Annotated in this window: 19 protein-coding genes; all 19 read left to right on the top strand. The window is 69.8% G+C overall.

Annotated features, from left to right (window positions below; all coding sequences use genetic code 11):
* Window positions 1-108 precede the first annotated feature (108 nt).
* On the top strand, window positions 109-540 hold the full coding sequence (gene mraZ / locus ASG69_RS16815; protein WP_056445596.1) for a division/cell wall cluster transcriptional repressor MraZ: 432 nt from the start codon (window positions 109-111) through the stop codon (window positions 538-540).
* Between the two features lie 201 nt (window positions 541-741).
* Entirely contained in the window at window positions 742-1746 is a 1005-nt protein-coding gene (gene rsmH / locus ASG69_RS16820) for a 16S rRNA (cytosine(1402)-N(4))-methyltransferase RsmH (protein WP_027505842.1), read from the top strand.
* Window positions 1743-2543 (top strand): hypothetical protein, encoded by an 801-nt coding sequence (locus ASG69_RS16825; RefSeq protein ID WP_235578981.1) that lies wholly within the window; start codon window positions 1743-1745, stop codon window positions 2541-2543. The genes rsmH and ASG69_RS16825 overlap by 4 nt, the downstream gene beginning before the upstream one ends.
* Window positions 2540-4456: a peptidoglycan D,D-transpeptidase FtsI family protein gene (locus ASG69_RS16830; protein WP_082544520.1), complete on the top strand. Its 1917-nt coding sequence runs from the start codon at window positions 2540-2542 to the stop codon at window positions 4454-4456. Before ASG69_RS16825 ends, ASG69_RS16830 begins: the two co-directional genes overlap by 4 nt.
* Window positions 4457-4659: 203 nt before the next feature.
* Window positions 4660-6240: a UDP-N-acetylmuramoyl-L-alanyl-D-glutamate--2,6-diaminopimelate ligase gene (locus ASG69_RS16835; protein ID WP_056445590.1), complete on the top strand. Its 1581-nt coding sequence runs from the start codon at window positions 4660-4662 to the stop codon at window positions 6238-6240.
* A complete protein-coding gene (locus tag ASG69_RS16840) occupies window positions 6237-7688 on the top strand; it encodes a UDP-N-acetylmuramoyl-tripeptide--D-alanyl-D-alanine ligase (RefSeq protein ID WP_056445587.1) in 1452 nt (483 codons plus the stop codon). Before ASG69_RS16835 ends, ASG69_RS16840 begins: the two co-directional genes overlap by 4 nt.
* Entirely contained in the window at window positions 7685-8764 is a 1080-nt protein-coding gene (mraY, locus tag ASG69_RS16845; RefSeq protein WP_027505847.1) for a phospho-N-acetylmuramoyl-pentapeptide-transferase, read from the top strand. The genes ASG69_RS16840 and mraY overlap by 4 nt, the downstream gene beginning before the upstream one ends.
* A gap of 7 nt (window positions 8765-8771) precedes the next feature.
* Window positions 8772-10262, top strand: coding sequence for a UDP-N-acetylmuramoyl-L-alanine--D-glutamate ligase (gene murD / locus ASG69_RS16850; protein ID WP_056446262.1), 1491 nt, complete (start codon window positions 8772-8774; stop codon window positions 10260-10262).
* Window positions 10259-11818 (top strand): putative lipid II flippase FtsW, encoded by a 1560-nt coding sequence (gene ftsW, locus ASG69_RS22890; RefSeq protein WP_082544519.1) that lies wholly within the window; start codon window positions 10259-10261, stop codon window positions 11816-11818. Before murD ends, ftsW begins: the two co-directional genes overlap by 4 nt.
* Window positions 11815-12936, top strand: a complete 1122-nt coding sequence (murG, locus tag ASG69_RS22895; protein WP_056445585.1) for an undecaprenyldiphospho-muramoylpentapeptide beta-N-acetylglucosaminyltransferase — start codon at window positions 11815-11817, stop codon at window positions 12934-12936. Before ftsW ends, murG begins: the two co-directional genes overlap by 4 nt.
* The gene (gene murC, locus ASG69_RS16865) at window positions 12933-14408 is read left to right on the top strand and encodes a UDP-N-acetylmuramate--L-alanine ligase (RefSeq protein ID WP_056445582.1); all 1476 of its coding nucleotides are present in this window, start codon (window positions 12933-12935) and stop codon (window positions 14406-14408) included. The genes murG and murC overlap by 4 nt, the downstream gene beginning before the upstream one ends.
* 14 nt (window positions 14409-14422) lie before the next feature.
* Complete coding sequence (locus tag ASG69_RS16870) at window positions 14423-15214, top strand: cell division protein FtsQ/DivIB (protein ID WP_082544518.1); 792 nt, start codon at window positions 14423-14425, stop codon at window positions 15212-15214.
* Window positions 15215-15388: 174 nt separating this feature from the next.
* On the top strand, window positions 15389-16570 hold the full coding sequence (gene ftsZ / locus ASG69_RS16875) for a cell division protein FtsZ (RefSeq protein WP_056446255.1): 1182 nt from the start codon (window positions 15389-15391) through the stop codon (window positions 16568-16570).
* Window positions 16571-16572: 2 nt separating this feature from the next.
* The gene (gene pgeF / locus ASG69_RS16880) at window positions 16573-17298 is read left to right on the top strand and encodes a peptidoglycan editing factor PgeF (protein ID WP_056446252.1); all 726 of its coding nucleotides are present in this window, start codon (window positions 16573-16575) and stop codon (window positions 17296-17298) included.
* Window positions 17295-18020 (top strand): YggS family pyridoxal phosphate-dependent enzyme, encoded by a 726-nt coding sequence (locus tag ASG69_RS16885; RefSeq protein WP_056445579.1) that lies wholly within the window; start codon window positions 17295-17297, stop codon window positions 18018-18020. The genes pgeF and ASG69_RS16885 overlap by 4 nt, the downstream gene beginning before the upstream one ends.
* Window positions 18021-18101: 81 nt before the next feature.
* Window positions 18102-18809, top strand: coding sequence for a cell division protein SepF (locus ASG69_RS16890; protein WP_056445576.1), 708 nt, complete (start codon window positions 18102-18104; stop codon window positions 18807-18809).
* Between the two features lie 181 nt (window positions 18810-18990).
* Window positions 18991-19269: a YggT family protein gene (locus ASG69_RS16895; protein WP_027505856.1), complete on the top strand. Its 279-nt coding sequence runs from the start codon at window positions 18991-18993 to the stop codon at window positions 19267-19269.
* Window positions 19270-19484: 215 nt separating this feature from the next.
* On the top strand, window positions 19485-20345 hold the full coding sequence (wag31, locus tag ASG69_RS16900; protein ID WP_056445573.1) for a DivIVA-like cell division protein Wag31: 861 nt from the start codon (window positions 19485-19487) through the stop codon (window positions 20343-20345).
* Between the two features lie 65 nt (window positions 20346-20410).
* Complete coding sequence (locus ASG69_RS22900; protein WP_027505858.1) at window positions 20411-20569, top strand: hypothetical protein; 159 nt, start codon at window positions 20411-20413, stop codon at window positions 20567-20569.
* Window positions 20570-20763 lie beyond the last annotated feature (194 nt).

Below are 20763 nucleotides of genomic sequence, written 5' to 3' on the forward strand. Positions count from 1 at the left end.
ATGTTCCGCCGTGTCGATTGAATGTGGGGGAAAGTGGGGTAATGTGGCGGACAGCGGGGATCGATGGAGTCCCGCGAACTGCACGACACAGGGTCGAGGAGGTGCCGAGTGTTTCTCGGTACCTACACGCCCAAGCTCGATGACAAGTTTCGACTGACGTTGCCGGCGAAGTTTCGCGAAGACCTGGCGGGAGGAGTGATGGTGAGCAAAGGGCAGGACCACAGCCTGGCCATCTACCCCCGTGACGTGTTCGCGGAGCGGGTGGCGAAGCTGTCGAAGGCCTCGCGGTCGAACCCGCAGGCGCGCGCGTACATCCGCAACCTCGCGGCCGGTACGGACGAGCAGCGGCCGGATTCGCAGGGTCGCATCACCATCGGGTCCTCGCACCGCGAGTACGCGGCGCTGTCGAAGGACTGCGTCGTCATCGGCTCGATGGATCATCTCGAGCTGTGGGACGCCGCGTCGTGGGAGCGGTACTCGCAGGAGCATGAAGAAGATTTCTCGCAGGCAGTGGACGAATCGCTCATAGACATGTTGTAGCCACACCCGGCCGGCGGCGAGTGCCGCGTGGCCTCTGCCCGAACCGGGCCTTGACGTACTTCCCCAACGCCAAGTACCGGTCGGACCCTGACGTACTTCCCCAACGCCAGGTTCCACTGTCGGACAGAGACCTCGACGCACTCACCGCTCCACCTGGCACGACACACAGCTCGAATGCGAATCAGGCGGGAGATCACCACCATGGCGGAGGACGAGCAGGCATCCGCCTCGCCTTTCTCGCACGTTCCGGTCCGTCTTCCTCGGGCCGACGAACTTCTCGGACCGGCGTTCGTCGCCGCTGCTGCGAACGACCGCGATCCCGTCTACATCGACGCCACTCTCGGCCTCGGCGGTCATGCCGAACACTTCCTCACCGCGTATCCGCGGTTGCGTCTCGTCGGTCTCGACCGCGACCCGGACGCGTTGGCCATGGCCGGAGAACGGCTGGCTCCCTTCGGTGACCGCGTCTCGCTGGTCGCGACCACGTACGACGGTATCGAGGACGCGCTGGCGTCGGTCGGCCTCGGCGCGACGGACAGCGTCGACGGGATCCTCTTCGATCTCGGCGTCTCGTCGATGCAGCTCGACTCCGCCGATCGTGGCTTCGCCTACTCCGTGGACGCACCGCTCGACATGCGGATGGATCCCACGACGGGTCGGACCGCCGCGGACATCCTCAACACCGCGTCGCACGGTGAGATCGCCCGCATCCTCAGCACGTACGGCGAGGAACGCTTCGCCGGCCGCATCGCCTCGGCGATCCTGCGCCGCCGGGAGACGGAACCGTTCGTCACCAGCGGGCCTCTCGTCGAACTGCTCTACGCGAGCATCCCGGCCGCGACGCGTCGCACCGGCGGACATCCGGCGAAGCGGACCTTCCAAGCACTGCGGGTCGCGGTGAACGAGGAACTCGACTCGTTGCGAGACGCCATCGCACCGGCTCTCGACTCGCTGGTCGTCGGGGGACGCATCGTCTTCATGTCGTACCAGTCGCTCGAGGACCGCGTGGTCAAGCAGGAGCTGACACCGCGCACCCGGTCCACCACTCCGGAGGGGCTCCCGATGGAGCTGCCGGGAAGCGGACCCGAGTTCCGGCTGCTCACTCGCGGCGCCGAGAAGGCCTCGCAGGACGAGATCGACGACAACCCCCGCGCGGCTCCGGTCAGACTGCGCGGCGCAGAACGCATTTCCAGGAGGTCGTCATGAGTGTTCCGGTGGACGTGACCGGATCGGACGGCAACCGCCGCGCCGGGTCCTCGCTCGAGACGGTGCGCGCACCGCGGCCTCCCGCTCGCACGGGCGCGGCCAAGCGCGCGTACGACAAGCGTCGCCAGCGTGCGATGTCCCACGAGTCCGACCCGCGCGCGCATCGACCCACCCGATCCGTCGCGGCTCGGATCCCGTTCGTGGCCAGCATCATCGGGCTCCTCGCCATCGGACTCGCCTCGACACTGCTGTTGAGCACACGCGCTGCGGAGGATTCGTACCTGCTCAGTGCGGGGCGTGCCACCAACCAGGAGCTGACGGAACGGGCCGCCGCGCTGCAACGTGACGTGGAGACCGCGAACTCGGCTCCCGAGCTGGCCCGTCGCGCGACCGCACAGGGAATGATCCCGACGAAGGACGTTCCGCGACTGGTGGTCCTGCCGGACGGCGTCGTCCAGGTGATCGGTACGCCGGCACCGGCCGCCGGTCCACCGGCTCCCGACTTCGCGGCCGCCACCCCGTCGGGCGGTGCGGCGACTCCGAGTGCGCGCCCCGGGGCACCCGCGTCCGGCGGGGAGGCGCTCACACCCGTCGGGCGCCCGGGTACGTCGCCGAGTGCGTCCGCGACCCCGACCACGTCGGCACCGGCAGCATCCACCACGCCGGCCCCCACGGCGTCCGCACCCGCGGCACCGACGTCCACGCCGATGCCCGAGAATGCTGCGCCGCCGCCTCTTCCGGCTCCCGCCGCCGCGGTGGGCGAGCAGCAGGTACCCATCGCAGGAGGCGCTCGGTGACCACTCGACAGCCGTACCGGAGCACTGGCCGCGACCACGGCGACCCACGCGCTCGGCCGGCCACCGGCTCCGGTCCTCGCGGTCCTCGTCCGCCGCGTCGACAGGGTCCACGCAAGTCCGAGACGTTCGACTTCCGGTTCCGCTACGGCCGTTTCGCGATGTTCGCGATCCTGGGCGTCGCGACGCTGCAGTTGCTGTGGATCCAGGGCATCGACGCCCCGTCGCTGTCGGCGCAGTCGGCCAGTCAGCGCACCACCACCATCGTCGATCCGGCGACGCGAGGGTCCATCACGGACCGGGACGGCAATCCCATCGCGTTCACGATGGAGGCGAAGGCGCTGACCTTCCAGCCGCAGCGAGTGCGTGTGGAGCTCGAGGAGGCGAAGGCGAAGGACGACACGAAGCCGGATCCGGACGATCGCATCCGGGAGGTCGCTGCCGGTGTCCACGGCATCCTGGGCGACCTGGTGTCGGAGAAGGACCTTCTCGACAAGATGACCGGATCCTCGTCGTTCGAGTACCTCGTGCGCAGCATCGATCCCGCGGTCGCGGCGACCATCGCCGAGCAGTACCCCGAGGTCGGCCTCGAGCGGCAGGACATCCGCGAGTACCCGGGTGGGGCGCTCGCCGCCAACATCGTCGGGGCGACCGGCTGGGACGGCCACGGCCTGCTCGGCCTCGAGGACTCGCTCGACCCGGTGTTGGCCGGTACCGACGGCTCCCGCACCTACGACCGCGGCAGCGACGGCGCGGTGATTCCCGGCAGTTGGCGCGACCAGCAACCCGCCATCGACGGCTCGAATGTGGAGCTGACGCTCGACAGCGACATCCAGTACTACGTTCAGCAGCAGGTCCAGCAGGCCAAGGATCTGTCGGGCGCCAAGAACGCGTCGGCCGTCGTCCTGGACTCGCACACCGGCCAGGTGCTGGCCATGTCGAACGACGGCACCTTCGACCCGGCCATCGGCGTGGGCAACAACTCGCCGACGGCGCAGATGGGCAACCTCGCGGTGTCCAGCCCGTTCGAGCCGGGATCGGTGAACAAGATCGTCACGGCGGCGGCCGCCGTCGAGGACGGTCTGACGAACCCCGACGAGGTGCTGCAGGTTCCCGGCAGTATCACGATGTCCGGTGCGACGGTCAAGGACGCCTGGGATCACGGCGTCGCGCCGTACACGACCACCGGTGTGTTCGGTAAGTCCTCCAACGTGGGCACGCTGATGCTCGCGCAGCGGGTCGGCGAGGATCGCTACGCGGACATGCTGGACAAGTTCGGGCTGGGACAGCGCACCGACGTGGGCCTGCCCGGCGAGAGTGCCGGCAGTGTCCCGGCCCGCGACCAGTGGTCCGGCGGCACGTTCGCGAACCTCCCGATCGGGCAGGGCCTGTCCATGACCCTGCTGCAGATGACCGGTATGTACCAGGCGATCGCCAACGACGGCGTGCGCATCCCGCCGCGCATCGTGTCGGCGACCGTCGGCAAGGACGGTCAGCGCACCGCGGAGCCGCAGCCCGAGGGCGTGCCGGTGGTCAGTGCCGACACCGCGCGCACCGTGCGCGACATGTTCCGGGCCGTCACGCAGAACGACACCGGCAACCAGCGCGGCACCGGTGTCGCCGCCGGTATCGAGGGATACCAGGTCAGTGGCAAGACCGGCACCGCGCAGCAGGTCGATCCGGAGTGCAAGTGCTACTCCAACTCGAACTACTGGATCACCTTCGCCGGCATCGCGCCGGCGGACGATCCGCGCTACGTGATCGGCATCATGCTCGACGCCCCGACCCGCAGCTCCGACGGATCGGGCGGGCAGTCCGCCGCTCCGCTGTTCCACTCGATCGCGTCCTGGATGCTGCAGCGTGACGCGGTGCCGCTCTCGCAGGAAGGTCGTCGGCTCCTCCTGCAGGCGGACTGATCCGACGACGGTGCAGGGCGTTCACCTGCACCGGGGCGGACTTCGCCATGGCACGTCTCGTGGCGTGCCGACTCGCCGGTAATCTGATGCGTCGGCCGCCGACCACCGGTCGGCGGCACTCGCATGTTCGGCGCCGAGGCAGTCACCGCACCGGCCCGAACACCCACCGTCCGCCCGTCACCACAGCAGAGGAGCGTCTCGAAGTGCCCAGCTCGACTCTCCGCCCGCAGCGGCCCACGGTCACGTCGGCGACCGAGCTGGCCGGAGAGATCGGTCTGCGCCACGGAGTGCTCGTCGACGGTGCGCTGGTCGACGCGACGGACGACGTCGGCGTCACGGGCATCGAACTGCGCGCGCAGAGCATCCTGGCGGGCGATCTCTTCGCGGCCCTGCCGGGCGCTCGGTCGCACGGCGCCGCCTTCGCGGGCGAGGCGCTCGAACGCGGAGCGGTCGCCGTGGTCACCGACGACGAGGGTGTGGCCCTCATGATCGGTTCCGGCGTGCCCGACGGCACTGCCGTCCTGGTGCATCCGCAGCCCCGCTCGATCCTCGGCACGCTGTCCGCGGCGGTGCACGATCGGCCGTCCGCCAAGATGACGGTCATCGGCATCACCGGCACCTCGGGGAAGACCACCACGTCCTATCTGGTGGAGGCGGCGCTGCGCGCTGCCGGACGCACTCCCGGGCTCATCGGCACCATCGAGACCCGTATCGGCACCGAACCGGTGCCGTCCGCGCTGACCACGCCCGAGGCTCCGAATCTGCACGCGATGTTCGCGGCGATGTACGAGCAGGGGGTGGACACGGTCGTCATGGAGGTGTCCTCCCACGCGCTGTCCCTCGGCCGGGTCGACGGCACCACCTTCGCGGTGGGTGCGTTCACGAACCTCTCGCAGGACCACCTCGACTTCCATCTCACCTTCGAGGATTACTTCGCGGCCAAGGCCCGGTTGTTCGCCGAGGACTCGCCGGTCCGCGCGGATCGCGCCGTCGTCTGCGTCGACGACCGGTGGGGCCGGCGCATGGCGGAGATCGCGGCGGCCGGTGGCCGAGCCGCCCCGCTCACCGTGGCGACCACGACCGAGGGGTCGGCCTCCTGGGCGGTGACGTCCTGGTCGTCCGGGCCGGACGGCACCCAGCAGTTCGAGGTCGCCGCACGGGACACCGTCCTGTCGGCGTCACTCCGGATGCCGGGGCGCTACAACGTCGCCAACGCCGTGGTCGCCGCCGCCGTGTGCGCGGAGGTCGGGGTGGATCCGGCGGTCGCCCTCGCTGCGATGGCCGAGGTCGACGTGCCCGGCCGCATGCAGCGCGTCGAGCGTGGTCAGAACTTCCTGGCCGTCGTCGACTACGCCCACAAACCCGCCGCACTCGAGGCGGTGCTGGCCACTCTGCGCGCTCAGACCGACGGCCGCATCGCCGTCGTCGTCGGCGCCGGGGGAGACCGCGACGCCGAGAAGCGGCCGCTGATGGGCGAGGCCGCGGCGCGCGCCGCAGACCTGGTCGTCATCACCGACGACAACCCCAGATCCGAGGACCCGGCCGCCATCCGCGCGGCCGTTCGGCGAGGCGCCGACGCCGTCGGCGGTAGCGCCGAGGTGCGCGAGATCTCTCCGCGCGACGAGGCGATCCACGCCGTGGTGCAGTGGGCGAAGGACGGCGACGTCGTCCTGATCGCCGGCAAGGGCCACGAGGTGGGGCAGGACGTCGGCGGTATCAAGTACCCCTTCGACGACCGCCGTGTGCTCGCCGACGCCCTCGACCGACAGAAAGGCTCGATGTGATCCGACTGTCCCTGTCCGCCGTCGCGGACATCGTGGAGGGCACACTGCACGACGTCCCCGATCCCTCCGTGGAGATCACCGCCGGCGTCGAGTTCGACTCCCGGAAGATCACCGAGGGCGGACTGTTCCTCGCTCTGCCCGGTGAGCGCGTGGACGGCCACGATCATGCCGCCGGTGCCGTCGCCGCCGGTGCCGTCGCGGTGCTCGCAGCGCGGCCGGTGGGCGTTCCCGCCATCGTCGTCGAGCACGAGGACGGACCCGGCGCGGCTGTTCTGGACGCACTCGGGAAGCTGGCCGCGGCGTCCGTCGCCGAACTGGCCGCCGGCGATCTCACCGTCGTCGGTGTCACCGGAAGCTCGGGGAAGACATCGACCAAGGATCTGATCCGCGCGGTGCTCGAGCGTGCGGGCACCGTGGTCGCACCGCCCGGCTCCTTCAACAACGAGCTCGGGCATCCCTGGACCGTGCTGCGCGCGGACGCCTCGACACGGTTCCTCGTCCTCGAGCTGTCGGCGCGGGGACGCGGCCACATCGCCGCGCTGGCCGCGATCGCACCGCCGCGGATCGGTGTGGAACTCAACGTCGGCACCGCGCACCTCGGCGAGTTCGGCTCGCGCGAGAACATCGCCGAGGCCAAGTCCGAACTGGTGCAAGCGCTTCCGGCTGCGGAGGCCGGTGGTCTGGCGATCCTCAACGCCGATGATGCGCTGGTGGCAGCGATGGCCTCGAAGACCACCGCTCGCGTCGTCACCTACGGGTCGGACACCAGTGCCGACGTCCACGCGCTGGACGTCCGCCTCGACGAGACCGCGCGCGCGTCGTTCACCATGGTCACGCCGTCGGGGAGCGCTCCGGTGTCGCTGCTGGTCCACGGCGAGCACCAGGTGGGCAACGCATTGGCGGCGGCGGCCGTCGGCCTGGACTGCGGCATGGACGTCGAGACCGTCGCGGCCGCGCTGTCGGGCGCGGAGGCCGCCTCGGCCCGGCGCATGGACGTGCGCACGCGCGCCGACGGCGTCACCGTCGTCAACGACTCCTACAACGCCAACCCGGATTCGGTACGCGCCGCGCTGAAGGCGCTCGTCACGATGGCGCGCAGTGGCCGCGACAGGGGTCGGCGGTCCTGGGCCGTGCTGGGTGAGATGGCCGAACTCGGCGACGAGTCGGTGATCGAGCACGATCGGATCGGGCGTCTCGCGGTGCGTCTGGCCGTCAGCAAGATCATCGTCGTGGGAACGGGTCGCCCGTCGCACGGCCTGTACCAGGGTGCCGTCATGGAAGGGTCCTGGGGCGAGGAGGCCCACCTGGTTCCCGACGCCGACGCCGCGATCGCGCTGCTGCGCGACGAGGTGGAGCCGGGTGACCTGGTGTTGGTGAAGGCGTCCCAGTCGGTGGGGTTGTGGACCGTCGCGGAGGCATTGCTGAGCGAGCAAGGGGAGACTCGGTGAGACAGATTCTGTTCGCGGGCGGTATCGCGCTGGCGGTGGCGATCCTGCTGACGCCCGTGTTGATCAAGGCGTTCTCGAAGCAGGGGTTCGGCCAGGAGATCCGGGTCGAGGGTCCTGCGAGCCACCAGTCCAAGCGCGGCACGCCCACCATGGGCGGCGTCGCGATCCTCGCCGGTCTGTGGGCCGGCTACTGGGGCTCGCACCTCATCGGCATCGGCTACGACGCGGACGGGCCGTCCGTGTCGGCGCTCCTGGTGCTGGGTCTGACGACGGTGCTGGGCGTGGTGGGCTTCCTCGACGACTTCATCAAGATCCGCAAGCAGCGCAACCTCGGACTGAACAAGACGGCCAAGCTGGTGGGTCAGCTGTTCGCCGCGGTGATCTTCGGTGTCCTCGCACTGCAGTTCAACGGTGCCGGCGGACTGACGCCGGGCAGCGTCCAGCTGAGCTACGTGCGCGACATCGCGACCGTCTCCATGGGCGGCATCGTCTTCATCCTGTTCTGCTACCTCCTCGTCAGTGCCTGGTCCAATGCGGTCAACCTGACCGACGGCCTCGACGGACTCGCGGCCGGATCGATGACCCTGGTGCTGGGTGCGTACACCGTCATCACGTTCTGGCAGTACCGGCAGGCGTGCACCACGAGTCCGGGACCCGGCTGCTACGACGTCCGTGATCCGCTCGACCTGGCCCTGATCTGTGCCGCTGCGGCGGGTGCGTGCATCGGCTTCCTGTGGTGGAACGCGGCGCCCGCCAAGATCTTCATGGGCGACACGGGCTCGCTCGCGCTCGGTGGCCTGCTCGCCGGCCTGTCCATCGTCACCCGGACCGAGCTGCTGATGGTCGTCATCGGTGCGCTCTTCGTGGCCGAGGCCGCGTCCGTCGTGATCCAGGTGGCGGTCTTCCGGTCGAGCCGCCGACGAGTGTTCCGGATGGCCCCGTTCCATCACCACTTCGAGCTCGGAGGATGGGCCGAGACGACGGTGATCATCCGTTTCTGGTTGTTGGCCGCCATCTCGTCGGCCGTCGGACTGGCTCTGTTCTACAGCGAGTACCTCTCGGCGATCGGCGACTGACGTGGTGTTGCACGATCCCCGCGAACCCCTCACGTCACCGCTCGACCTCCGGGGTCGCCGGGTTCTCGTCGCCGGTGGTCGGGTGTCCGGCCGCGCCGTGATTCCCGCGCTGCTCGAGGTGGGAGCCTCGGTGACGGTGGCCGACTCGGACACGTCGTCCCTCGAGGCCTGCGCCGATCTCGGCGTGGACACGGTGTCGATGGACGCGATCGCCACCGACCGCGACGCGGTGGCCGAGAGCGCCCTCGTCGTCACCAGCCCGGGATTCCGCCCCGATTCGCCGTTGCTCACCACCGCGCTCACGGTCGGCGTGCCGGTGTGGGGCGACATCGAGTTCTCCTGGCGTATCGATCAGGCCGAGGTCTACGGGCCGCCGCGCACCTGGTTGGTGGTCACCGGGACCAACGGCAAGACCACGACGACGTCGATGCTCGCGGCCGTCCTCGACGCGGCGGGAGTGGCGTCCGCGGCGTGCGGCAACATCGGCGTACCGGTCGTGGACGCGCTGCGGCGCGACCCCCGGGCGGACGTGCTCGCCGTGGAACTGTCCTCCTTCCAATTGTTCTGGGCGCCGTCGGTGCGACCGGCGGCCGGAGTGGTGCTCAACATCGCCGAGGACCATCTCGACTGGCACGGCGGCATGGAGGCCTACGTCCAGGCGAAGCTCCAGGCGCTGCACGGCGACGTCGCCGTGGTGGGGCTGGACGACGCGATCGCGTCCACGCTGCGAGCGCGCGCCGCGGCTCCGATCACGGTCGGGTTCACTGCGCACGACCCTGCTGCCGGCGATGTCGGTGTCGTGGACGGCACGATCGTGGACCGCGCGTTCGGTGACGCCGAGTCGCTGGTGGAGACGGACGCCATCGAACCCGCAGGGCCCGCGGGACTGCAGGACGCGCTCGCCGCGGCGTCGCTCGCGCGCGCGGCCGGGGTCTCGGCCGAGCACATCGCGGCCGGTCTGCGGTCGTTCCGCGTCGGACCGCACCGCGCCGCCGTGGTGCGTGAGCTCGGTGGGGTGCTGTTCGTCGACGACTCGAAGGCCACCAATCCGCACGCCGCGAGGTCGTCGATCCTCGCGCGCGAGCGCGTCGTGTGGCTCGCGGGCGGTCTGCTCAAGGGCGCGGAGGTCGACGATCTCGTCGCCGAGGTCGCCCCGCGGCTCGTCGGTGCCGTGGTGTTCGGCCAGGACGGCGACGTGATCGCGGCAGCACTCGGGCGACACGCGCCGGATGTGCCCGTGGATCGGGTGCCGTCGGGAGACGATGCTGGAGTGGCCGATGCGACTGATGTGACTGACGGTGACGAAGTGATGGCACAGGCGGTGCGGGCAGCCGCGCGCCGCGCCGAGCCGGGAACCACCGTGCTCCTGGCACCCTCGACCGCCTCGTTCGATCAGTTCCGGGACTACGGGCACCGCGGCGACAGCTTCGCCGCCGCCGCCGCGAGCCTCGGCCCGCACGATCTCGCTCCCACCGCCGACCACGGCACGCCGGCATGAGCCCGGCCCGCGGCGCCACGACACCCCCGTCGCGCGCCGGCGGACCCGTGACCGAGCCGGTCACCGCCGCCCGCCCCGGCCGTACGGCTCCGCGTCGACGACCCGTCCGCGCGAAGTTCGAGACATGGGTGGACCGGCCCCTCGCGTCCTTCCACCTGATCGTCACCGTGGCGGCGCTGCTCACCATCCTCGGACTCGTCATGGTGCTGTCCGCGTCGTCGGTCGAGGCCTACGCCGAGGACGGTTCCGCGTACACGATGTTCACCCGGCAGGCCATCTTCACCGTGGTCGGCCTGGTGCTCTTCGTCGTGGCGCTGCGCCTCCCCATCCGGATCCTGCGCAAGATGTCGTTCCCGATGTTCGTGGTGTCGGTGATCCTGCTGGTGCTCGTGCTGATCCCCGGCATCGGAACGGTCGCGCAGGGCACCCGCGGATGGTTCACCATCGGCGGAGTCGGCCTCCAGCCGTCGGAGATCTCGAAGGTGACCTTCGCCGTGTGGGGCGCGCACCTGCTGGCGTCGCGCCGGGCGGAGCGTGCCGACCTCAAGGGTCTGCTGATTCCCCTGGTGCCCGCCGCGATGGTGATCTTCTTCCTCATCGTGATGCAGCCCGACCTCGGTACCACCGTGGCCCTGGGCATCATCCTCATGGCTCTGCTGTGGTTCGCGGGTCTGCCGGTCAAGGTGTTCGGATCGGTCGTCGGCGGCCTCTTCCTGGCGGCGGTGGTGCTCGCCCTGACGGCTGGGTACCGCTCCGCGCGTATCCAGCAGTGGCTGAACCCCGGCAGCGACCCGCAGGGCACCGGGTACCAGTCGCGGCAGGCGCTGTACTCCTTGGCCGACGGTGGGTTGTTCGGTCTCGGCCTGGGTCAGAGCCGAGCCAAGTGGAGCTATCTTCCCAACGCGCACAACGACTTCATCTTCGCGATCATCGGCGAGGAACTCGGCCTGGTCGGGTGCATCGCGGTCATCGGACTGTTCGGGCTGCTGGTCTTCACGGGCCTGCGCATCGCGGCGCGGGTGCCCGATCCGTTCATGAAGATCCTGGTGGCGACGTTCACTGTCTGGATCCTCGCGCAGGCCGCCATCAACATCGGCTACGTCATCGGGCTCCTGCCCGTGACGGGACTGCAGTTGCCCCTGGTGTCCGCGGGCGGAACGTCCACCGCCATCACACTTCTGGTTCTCGGGCTGCTCGCCAACATCTCGCGACACGAGCCCGAGGCGGTGGCCGCACTCTCGTCGGGTCACGACGGGAAGTTCGGCAGACTGCTCAGACTGCCGGTGCCCGAGCCCTACTCGCCGGTCAAGGCGTCGCAGGCGCGAGGCGGACCGCGTGGTCCGGGCCGACCGGGGGTGGCGGGACCCGCTGCGCGCCAGGCGTTGCCGCCACAGGCGCGACGACGCGAGTCCGAGTCCCGCGCGGCACGCCCCGCTCCCGAGCGACACTCGTCCGGACGCCCGTCCGCGCGGGATCCCCGACGGGGCGCCGCGGACATGGCACGCAGCGCCGCTGCCCGCGACGCACGATCACGAGAACGGAGACATCACCGGTGACAGGCTCTTCCGGCGTGTCCGTCGTCGTCGCCGGCGGCGGCACGGCGGGACACATCGAACCAGCTCTCGCGGTGGCCGACGCCCTGCGGGAGCTGGACCCGTCGATACGGGTGACGGCACTCGGAACCGAACGCGGGCTCGAGACGACGCTGGTGCCCGCTCGCGGTTACGAGTTGGCGCTCGTTCCGCCGGTGCCGTTGCCGCGCAAGCTGACCCGGTCGCTGTTCGCGTTGCCGGCGAACGTCGTGCGATCGGTCCGCGCCACGCGTGCGGTCCTGCGCGACGTCGACGCCGACGTGGTGATCGGCTTCGGCGGGTACGTCGCGCTGCCGGCCTACCTCGCCGCTCGCGGCACGGTGCCCGTGATCGTGCACGAGGCGAACGCGCGCGCCGGTATCGCGAACAAGGTGGGCGCCCGCGTGGCGACGAGAGTCCTCGCCGCCGTCGCCGGCTCCGGGATCCACGGCCGCGGGTCGTCGGAGGCCGAGATCGTGGGCATCCCCGTCCGGCCGACCATCACCGAGCTCGACCGCGCCGGACTGCGCGCCGAGGCGCGTGCGCACTTCGGACTGCCGCAGCACGGTCCCGTGCTGCTCGTGTTCGGTGGGTCGCAGGGCGCCCGCTCGCTCAACCTCGCCGTGTCCGGCGCGTCGGCCGCGCTCGCGGCCGCCGGCGTGTCGGTGCTCCACGCGCACGGCCCGAAGAACACCCTCGACGTCGCCACGGCCGATCCGGACGCCCCCTACGTGGCGGTGCCGTACCTGACCCGCATGGACCTCGCCTACGCTGCCGCCGATGCCGTCGTGTGCCGGTCCGGCGCGATGACCGTCGCGGAGGTCTCGGCCGTCGGTCTGCCCGCCTTCTACGTACCCTTGCCCCATGGCAACGGGGAACAAGAACTCAACGCGGGCCCGATCGTCGCGGCCGGCGGTGGTGTCGTGATCGCCGACGCCGACCTCACGCCGGAGTTCGTGGCCACCGACGTGGTGTCGCTGCTGACCGATCCCGATCGCGTGTCGGCCATGAGTGCGGCCGCCGCGGGCGCGGGTCATCGAGGCGCCGCCGCGGAGGTCGCGCGCATCGTTCTCGAGGTCGCCGGACGAGGTGGTCGGGCATGACGCGACACACCGTCGACGCGACCCTGCCGCCCGAACTGCAGCGCGTGCACATGGTCGGCATCGGGGGAGCGGGCATGTCGGGGATAGCCCGGATCCTGCTCTCGCGCGGTGGCCAGGTGTCGGGCTCCGACGCCAAGGAGAGTCGTGGCGTGAAGGCGCTGCGCGCCCGCGGTGCCCAGATACGGATCGGGCACGACGCGTCGGCGCTCGACATGCTCGAAGGCGGCCCGACGGCGTTGGTCACGACGCACGCGGCCATCCCGAAGACGAACCCGGAGCTGGTCGCGGCCGCCGAGCGTGGTGTGCCCGTCCTCCTGCGTCCGGCCGTGCTCGCCTCGCTGATGAAGGGTTTCCGCACCGTCCTGGTGTCGGGGACGCACGGCAAGACCTCCACCACGTCGATGCTCGTCGTCGCGCTGCAGCACTGCGGTGCGGATCCGTCCTTCGCCGTGGGCGGCGAGCTGAACGAAGCGGGAACCAACTCTCATCACGGCACTGGCGAGGTCTTCGTCGCGGAGGCGGACGAGAGCGACGGGTCGCTGCTGCAGTACGACCCCGACGTCATCGTCGTCACCAACGTGGAGGCGGATCACCTCGACTACTTCGGCAGCGAGGACGCCTACGTCCAGGTGTTCGACGATTTCGCCGCTCGTCTGTCCGCCGGCGGTGCCCTGGTGGTGTGCACGGACGACCCCGGGTCGCGGGAGCTGGCGCGTCGGGTCGCCGCGAAGGCGACCGACGGTGTGCGGGTTCTGACGTACGGCTCCGAGGACGCGCAGGTCGACGGCGCCGAGGTGTCCGCGACGCTGCTCGGGTGGGAGCCCGAGGACACCGGCGGCGTGGTGCAGTTCCGGCTGGCCGGCGAGGACCGTGCCCGCACCGTGCGCCTGGGTGTGCCCGGCCGGCACATGGCGCTGAACGCGCTGGCCGCCATCGTCGCCGCGCGCGAGACCGGGGCCGGAGTCGACGAGATCATCGAGGGGCTGGCCGGGTTCGCCGGTGTGCACCGACGGTTCCAGTTGCAGGGCCGTGAGCGCGGCGTGCGCGTGTTCGACGACTACGCCCACCATCCCACCGAGGTCCGCGCGGTGCTCGGTGCCGCGGCGGACCTGGTGCGCACCGCGGACACCGCGACCCCCGGTCGCGTGATCGTCGTGTTCCAGCCCCACCTGTACTCGCGCACGGTGACCTTCGCGGACCAGTTCGCGGCCGCCCTGGATCTGGCCGACGAGGTGGTCGTGCTCGACGTCTACGGCGCGCGCGAGGAGCCGGTTCCCGGTGTCAGCGGAGCGACGGTGGCCCGGTCGGTGACCAAGCCGGTGCACTACCAGCCCGATCTGTCCGCGGTGCCGCGTCAGGTGGCGCACCTGTGTGTCGCCGGCGACATCGTGGTGACGATGGGCGCAGGCGACGTGACCATGCTGGGAAGCCAGATCCTCGACGCTCTCCGCTCCACCCCGGCGCGGCGCTGAGTTCGGGACGTGACATGGCAGGACGACAGACCGTGAACGCGCGCGGTACCGGCCGCACCCGACCCGCGGCCACACCGCGTCGTGTCGGTGCGGAGCGGTCGACGCGGTCGCGCACGTCGACGCGGGCGCCGGCGCGCGAACCGCGTGTCGGTCGCCGCGGCAAGCTGTTGATCCTTCTCGCGCTCGTCGCCTCGGTCGCCTTCGTGGCGGTGTCGTACTTCGGTCCGCTGTGGGCGGTCTCCTCCGTGCAGGTGAACGGCAACGCCGCGGTCTCGCGCGAGCAGGTCGTGCAGACGCTGCAGGTCGCGGAGGGGACACCCCTGCCGAGAGTGGACACGGATGCTGCCGCGGCGCGGGTCGCCGCCATCCCGAAGGTCGCGTCGGTCCGGGTCCAGCGCGTGTACCCGTCCACGGTGCGGGTCACGGTCGAGGAGCGCGTTCCCGTCGTCTTCTTCGACGCGGCGGACGGTACCCATCTGATGGACGCCGAGGCCGTCGACTTCGCGGTGGAACCGCCCCCGCCCGGGGTGGTGCGCATGGTGGTGGCCAGCCCGTCCTTCGGCAACCTCGAGACCCGTGCGGCCCTGTCGGTGCTCACCGCGCTGCCCGGTCCGCTGCGATCGCAGGTGGCACAGATCGACGCGCCGACCATCTCGGCGGTGTCGTTGACGCTGTACGACGGCCGGGTCGTGGTGTGGGGGAGCAGTGAGGACACGGAGTACAAGGCGTCCATCGCTCTGCCACTGCTCACTCAGCCGGGTCAGACCTACGACGTGTCGAGTCCGGATCTGCCGACCATTCGGTGACGGTGACGTCCCACATAATTTTCCTGCGCGTGTCGGCGCGCCTAATGGAACCCGCCGAGCGGTGTCTCTAGCGTTTCACCCAGTCGATCACTTGACATAACTATGAACCTATGGTTCAGGTTGAGGGTTTGCCTCGACTGCATCATGCACACCAACCACGGAAGGCGAGAGCCCATGACGCCCCCGCACAACTACCTCGCCGTAATCAAGGTCGTCGGCATCGGCGGCGGCGGCGTCAACGCGGTCAACCGCATGATCGAGCAGGGACTCAAGGGAGTCGAGTTCATCGCGGTCAACACGGACGCGCAGGCGCTGCTCATGTCGGACGCCGACGTCAAGCTCGACGTCGGTCGCGAACTCACCCGAGGCCTCGGCGCGGGTGCCGATCCCGAGGTGGGCCGCAAGGCCGCCGAGGATCACAAGGACGAGATCGAAGAGGTGCTCAAGGGTGCCGACATGGTGTTCGTCACCGCGGGCGAGGGTGGCGGTACCGGCACCGGTGGAGCCCCCGTCGTCGCGAGCATCGCGCGCAAGCTCGGCGCCCTCACCGTCGGTGTGGTGACGCGGCCCTTCTCCTTCGAGGGCAAGCGACGCGGCGGTCAGGCCGACGTCGGCATCCAGGGTCTGCGCGAGTCGTGCGACACCCTCATCGTCATCCCGAACGACCGGCTGCTGCAGCTCGGCGACGCGGCCGTCAGCCTCATGGACGCGTTCCGCTCCGCCGACGAGGTGCTGCTCAACGGTGTCCAGGGCATCACCGACCTCATCACCACTCCCGGCCTCATCAACGTGGACTTCGCCGACGTCAAGGGCGTCATGTCCGGTGCGGGCAGCGCCCTCATGGGCATCGGGTCCTCGCGCGGCGAGGGGCGCGCCATCAAGGCGGCCGAGTCGGCCATCAACTCGCCGTTGCTCGAGGCGTCCATGGAGGGTGCACGCGGAGTGCTCCTCTCCATCGCCGGCGGATCCGATCTCGGTCTGTTCGAGATCAACGAAGCGGCATCGCTGGTGCAGGAGGCCGCGCACATCGACGCCAACATCATCTTCGGCACCGTGATCGACGATTCGCTGGGCGACGAGGTGCGCGTCACCGTCATCGCCGCCGGTTTCGACGGCAGCGGTCCGGCCCGTCGCCCCATCGAGGCACCGCAGAGTCAGTCTCGCAGCGCCACCGTGGGAACGGCTCGCGCGGGCGAGACGCGTACCGAGGACGACGGTCCCGCCGTCTTCCGCGACGCGCCGTCCTCGTCTCTTCCCCCCATCGGCGAGCGCGCCGCGCGTGCCACCGGACATCCCGTCCGGGTGGAGGACGAGGGCGACGACGACGTGGACGTGCCCTCCTTCATGCGTCGGTGAGCATCTCCGACCGCGGCTACCGTGTCCGGCGCGTGACGACGTCACGCGCCGGAGGCGTGTCCGAACCGCCCTACGATTCCTTCAATCTCGGTGATCACGTCGGTGACGACCCGGCGCACGTGGAGGCCAATCGGCGTCGTCTCGCCGAGAAGATCGGTCTGTCTCCTGAGCGTCTCGTGTGGATGGACCAGATACACGGTCGATCCGTCGCGACGGTGGACGGACCGGTCGCCGGACCGGTCGAGGCCACCGACGCCCTCGTCACCACCCAGCGCGACCTCGCGCTCGTCGTCCTGGCCGCCGACTGCGTGCCGCTCCTGTTGTCCGACGATGCCGCGGGCGTCGTCGCCGCCGTTCACGCCGGCCGCGTCGGTGCTCGGATCGGCATCGTCCCGCGCGTTCTCGACGCCATGGTGGCCGCGGGCGCCGCCGTCTCCCGGATCGAGGCGTTCCTCGGCCCGGCGGCCGGGGGAGACGACTACGAGGTGCCCCGCACCATGCAGATCGACGTCGAGACCCACCTGCCGGGCAGTGCGACGCGTACTCGCAAGGGCACACCCGGTCTCGACATCCGGGCGGGCCTGCGTCGCCAGTTGCTCGAGGCCGGCGTCGCCGGAGTGGCCGCCGATCCGCGCGAGACCATCACGGACCGTTCGCTGTTCAGCCACCGCCGGGGGTCGCCCACGGGGCGGCACGCCGGTGTCGTGTGGATGGACACGACCTCGTGACCGCGCCGGACGATCGGCGGACGTATCTCGCGGACCATCTCGCCGAGGTCCGTGATCGGCTGTCGCGCGCCTGTGCGGCCGCGGATCGCGCACCCGATTCCGTGACCCTGCTTCCCGTCACCAAGTTCTTCCCGGCCTCCGACGTCGCACTGCTGCGCGAGCTCGGGTGCACCGAGTTCGGCGAGTCGCGCGAGCAGGACGCGTCTCCCAAGGTCGCCGAGATCGGCACCGACGGTGTGCGCTGGCACATGATCGGCCGCCTGCAGCGCAACAAGGCGAAAGCTGTTGCCGCCTGGGCACATGCGATCCACTCGGTGGACACCGACCGTCTGGTCACCGCGCTCGGCAAGGCGGTCGCGGGTGCGGTGGACAACGGTGACAGGACTGCGGATCTGGACGTCTACGTGCAGGTGAGTCTGGACGGTGACACGCATCGCGGAGGCGTGGACCGCGAAGACCTGGAGGCACTCACCGCACAGGTGTCCGAGACCTCGGGTCTGCGACTCGCCGGGCTCATGGCGGTGCCCCCGTTGGGTGCGGACGCCGAGGCGTCGTTCGAGGATCTGCAGCGTCTTCACACGCAGGTCCTCGCCTCGCATCCGGGCGCGACCGGACTCTCGGCCGGGATGACGGGCGACCTGGAAGAGGCTGTCCGACACGGGTCCACGTGTGTGCGTGTCGGAACCGCAATCCTCGGTCCACGGCCGATAACCTCGCCTTGACGACATGAACACCATCGTCACCATGGACTTACTCCAGTCACACGAGTACCAGCCACACCGCCACGCCAGGAAGGTCGACCGATGAGCACGTTGCACAAGTTCAAGGCTTACTTCGGCATGGTCCCACTCGACGATTTCGAGGACGACTACCTCGACGACACGGATGCGCCCGTCGCATCCCGGTCGTCGCGTGGCGGATACGGAAAATCGATGGACGACCATGACTACGCCGATCGCGACTACGCCGAGCCGGCGTTCGTCGGTGGTCGCCGGGACGAGGACGACGACTACGAGCGTCCCGAGCCCCGGCACAGTGCTCGGGTGGCGCCGCTGTCGTCGCGCTCCGGTGGCGGATCCCGCTCCGGCGGCGCGATGCGCACCTCCACCCGCGGCGCCCTCGCGATGGACACTCGCATGGACCCGCACTCGGAGCTGCGTCGCAGCGAGCCCCGTCACGCCGAACCGCGCGTGTCCGACCGCCGCCAGGCCGCACTCGACGACGGGGGCCCCATGTCGACCATCACCACGCTGCGTCCGCGCGACTACAGCGAGGCGCGCACGATCGGCGAGCGCTTCCGTGAAGGCACGCCCGTCATCATGGATCTGGTCGAGATGAGCAACGCCGACGCCAAGCGCCTCGTCGACTTCGCCGCGGGCCTCGCGTTCGCGTTGCGTGGTTCGTTCGACAAGGTCGCCACGAAGGTGTTCCTGCTCTCACCCGCCGACGTCGACGTCTCCGCCGAGGAGCGTCGCCGGATCGCCGAGACGGGCTTCTACAACCAGCAGTGACGTCTCACACGGCGCGGTGGGCCGGTCTCGCGGTGCGAGATGGCCTCCCCGTGTCGCGAGATGGCCTCCCCGTGTCGCGAGATGGCCTCCCCGTGTCGCGAGATGGCATTGTGGTGTCGTGCGTGATCAGAAAGTTGTGTCGGTGTCGGTCTCTCCTGCGTCTCGCAGGACGGTGAGCTGAGTGTTCGCGGTCCTGTACTTCATCCTCTTCGTCTTCTGGCTGTTGCTCATCGGCCGGATCATCGTCGAGTTCATCCGTTCGTTCGCACGTGACTGGCGTCCGACGGGTGTGGTCGTGGTCGTACTCGAAGCGATCTTCACGGTCACCGATCCGCCGGTCAAACTGCTGCGGCGCATCATCCCGCCACTGAATCTGGGCGGTGTCCGGCTCGACCTGTCCATCATGGTGCTGCTCTTCATCGTCTTCATCCTGATGCGCGTGGTGCAGGGCGTCGGCTGACGGTGAGTTCCGTCGACGGCGACAGTGTCCCGTGTGACAGAATGTTGCTCGAAGGTGCACGATGAGTGACCATCGCTCTTTGTGCGATATAACTGAATGTCCTGGTTGCCCCCACTACGGCAGCCGGGTGCCAAGCCACTGTTGATCGAACGAATGCTCGCGTACATCGCTTGTCGATGCTCCACCGCTCTCGAGACGCGTGAAGGGACCCTTCCATGCCGCTGACTCCCGCCGATGTGCACAACGTCGCGTTCAGCAAGCCGCCCATCGGTAAGCGCGGATACAACGAGGACGAGGTCGATGCATTTCTCGATCTCGTCGAACAGGAGCTGTCGCGCCTGATCGAGGAGAACGCCGACCTGCGTCAGCGGGTCGGAGAGCTCGATCAGGATCTCGCCGAGGCCAAGAGCTCGGCAGCGTCGCGTCAGAGCACCCCTGCCCCCGCGCCTGCTCCCACCCCCGCACCGGCACCGCGTCCGGAGCCCACCAAGCCGGCACCGGTCGTCCAGGCCGCTCCGGCACCGGCTCCTGCCCCCGCCGCGGCGTCGTCCGCCGGCGATTCGAACATGCAGGCTGCGAAGATCCTGGGTCTCGCCCAGGAGATGGCCGATCGCCTCACCGGTGACGCGAAGACCGAGTCCGAGCAGCTGCTCGGGAGCGCTCGCGCCAACTCGGACCGTCTGGTCAGCGAGGCGCAGAGCCGCGCCGAGTCCCTCGTCTCCGAGGCTCGCCAGAAGGCCGACGCGCTGCTGTCCGACGCACAGACGCGCTCGGAGACACAGCTGCGCCAGGCCAAGGAGAAGGCCGACGCGCTCGAGAGCGATGCCGAGCGCAAGCACACCGAGATCATGGCGACCATCAACCAGCAGCGTTCGGTCCTCGAGGAGCGCATCGAGCGCCTCAAGACGTTCGAGCGCGAGTACCGGGTCCGCCTCAAGTCCTACCTCGAGTCGCAGCTGCAGGAACTCGACCAGCGTTCGTCCGCACTGCCGGTCGACAGTGGTCAGGATCCGTTCAGCAAGGACAACGGCCAGTCGTCGAACTTCGGACAGTCGTACGCCAAGGGCAACAACTGATCCGTCCTCGTCGAGGCTGTTCCGGGGGGAACCAGCGGGGGGATCGAGGGTGAACGGATGAGTGCGTGCTTGTTCTGACGCTGGTTCTGGCGGGCGTCGGGTTCGCGTTACTCGTCGTCTCGCTCGTCACGGGATCCGTGGTGTGGGCCTGGGCCTGCATCGCGGTGTGTCTCGTGGGTGCGGTCCTGCTGCTCGCCGGTGCCCTCGCGGGCCGGCGGCGGTAGACTGCCTCACGCTCGAAGTACAGGTAGGTCCAGCGATGATCCGGCCATCACCGGGGAGCTGTCCGGAAGAACGGTCTCGGCCCGCACGGGTCGGTGCTCAGTAGAACCGGACGGGTCGAGCCCGTCACAGCTCGATCGGAGAGTGGGTCGCCTCGGCGGCCAAGCGGGGTGGTACCGCGGCTTCCGGCGCAGAG

The sequence above is a fragment of the Rhodococcus sp. Leaf225 genome, assembly GCF_001426145.1.
Taxonomy (GTDB): domain Bacteria; phylum Actinomycetota; class Actinomycetes; order Mycobacteriales; family Mycobacteriaceae; genus Rhodococcoides.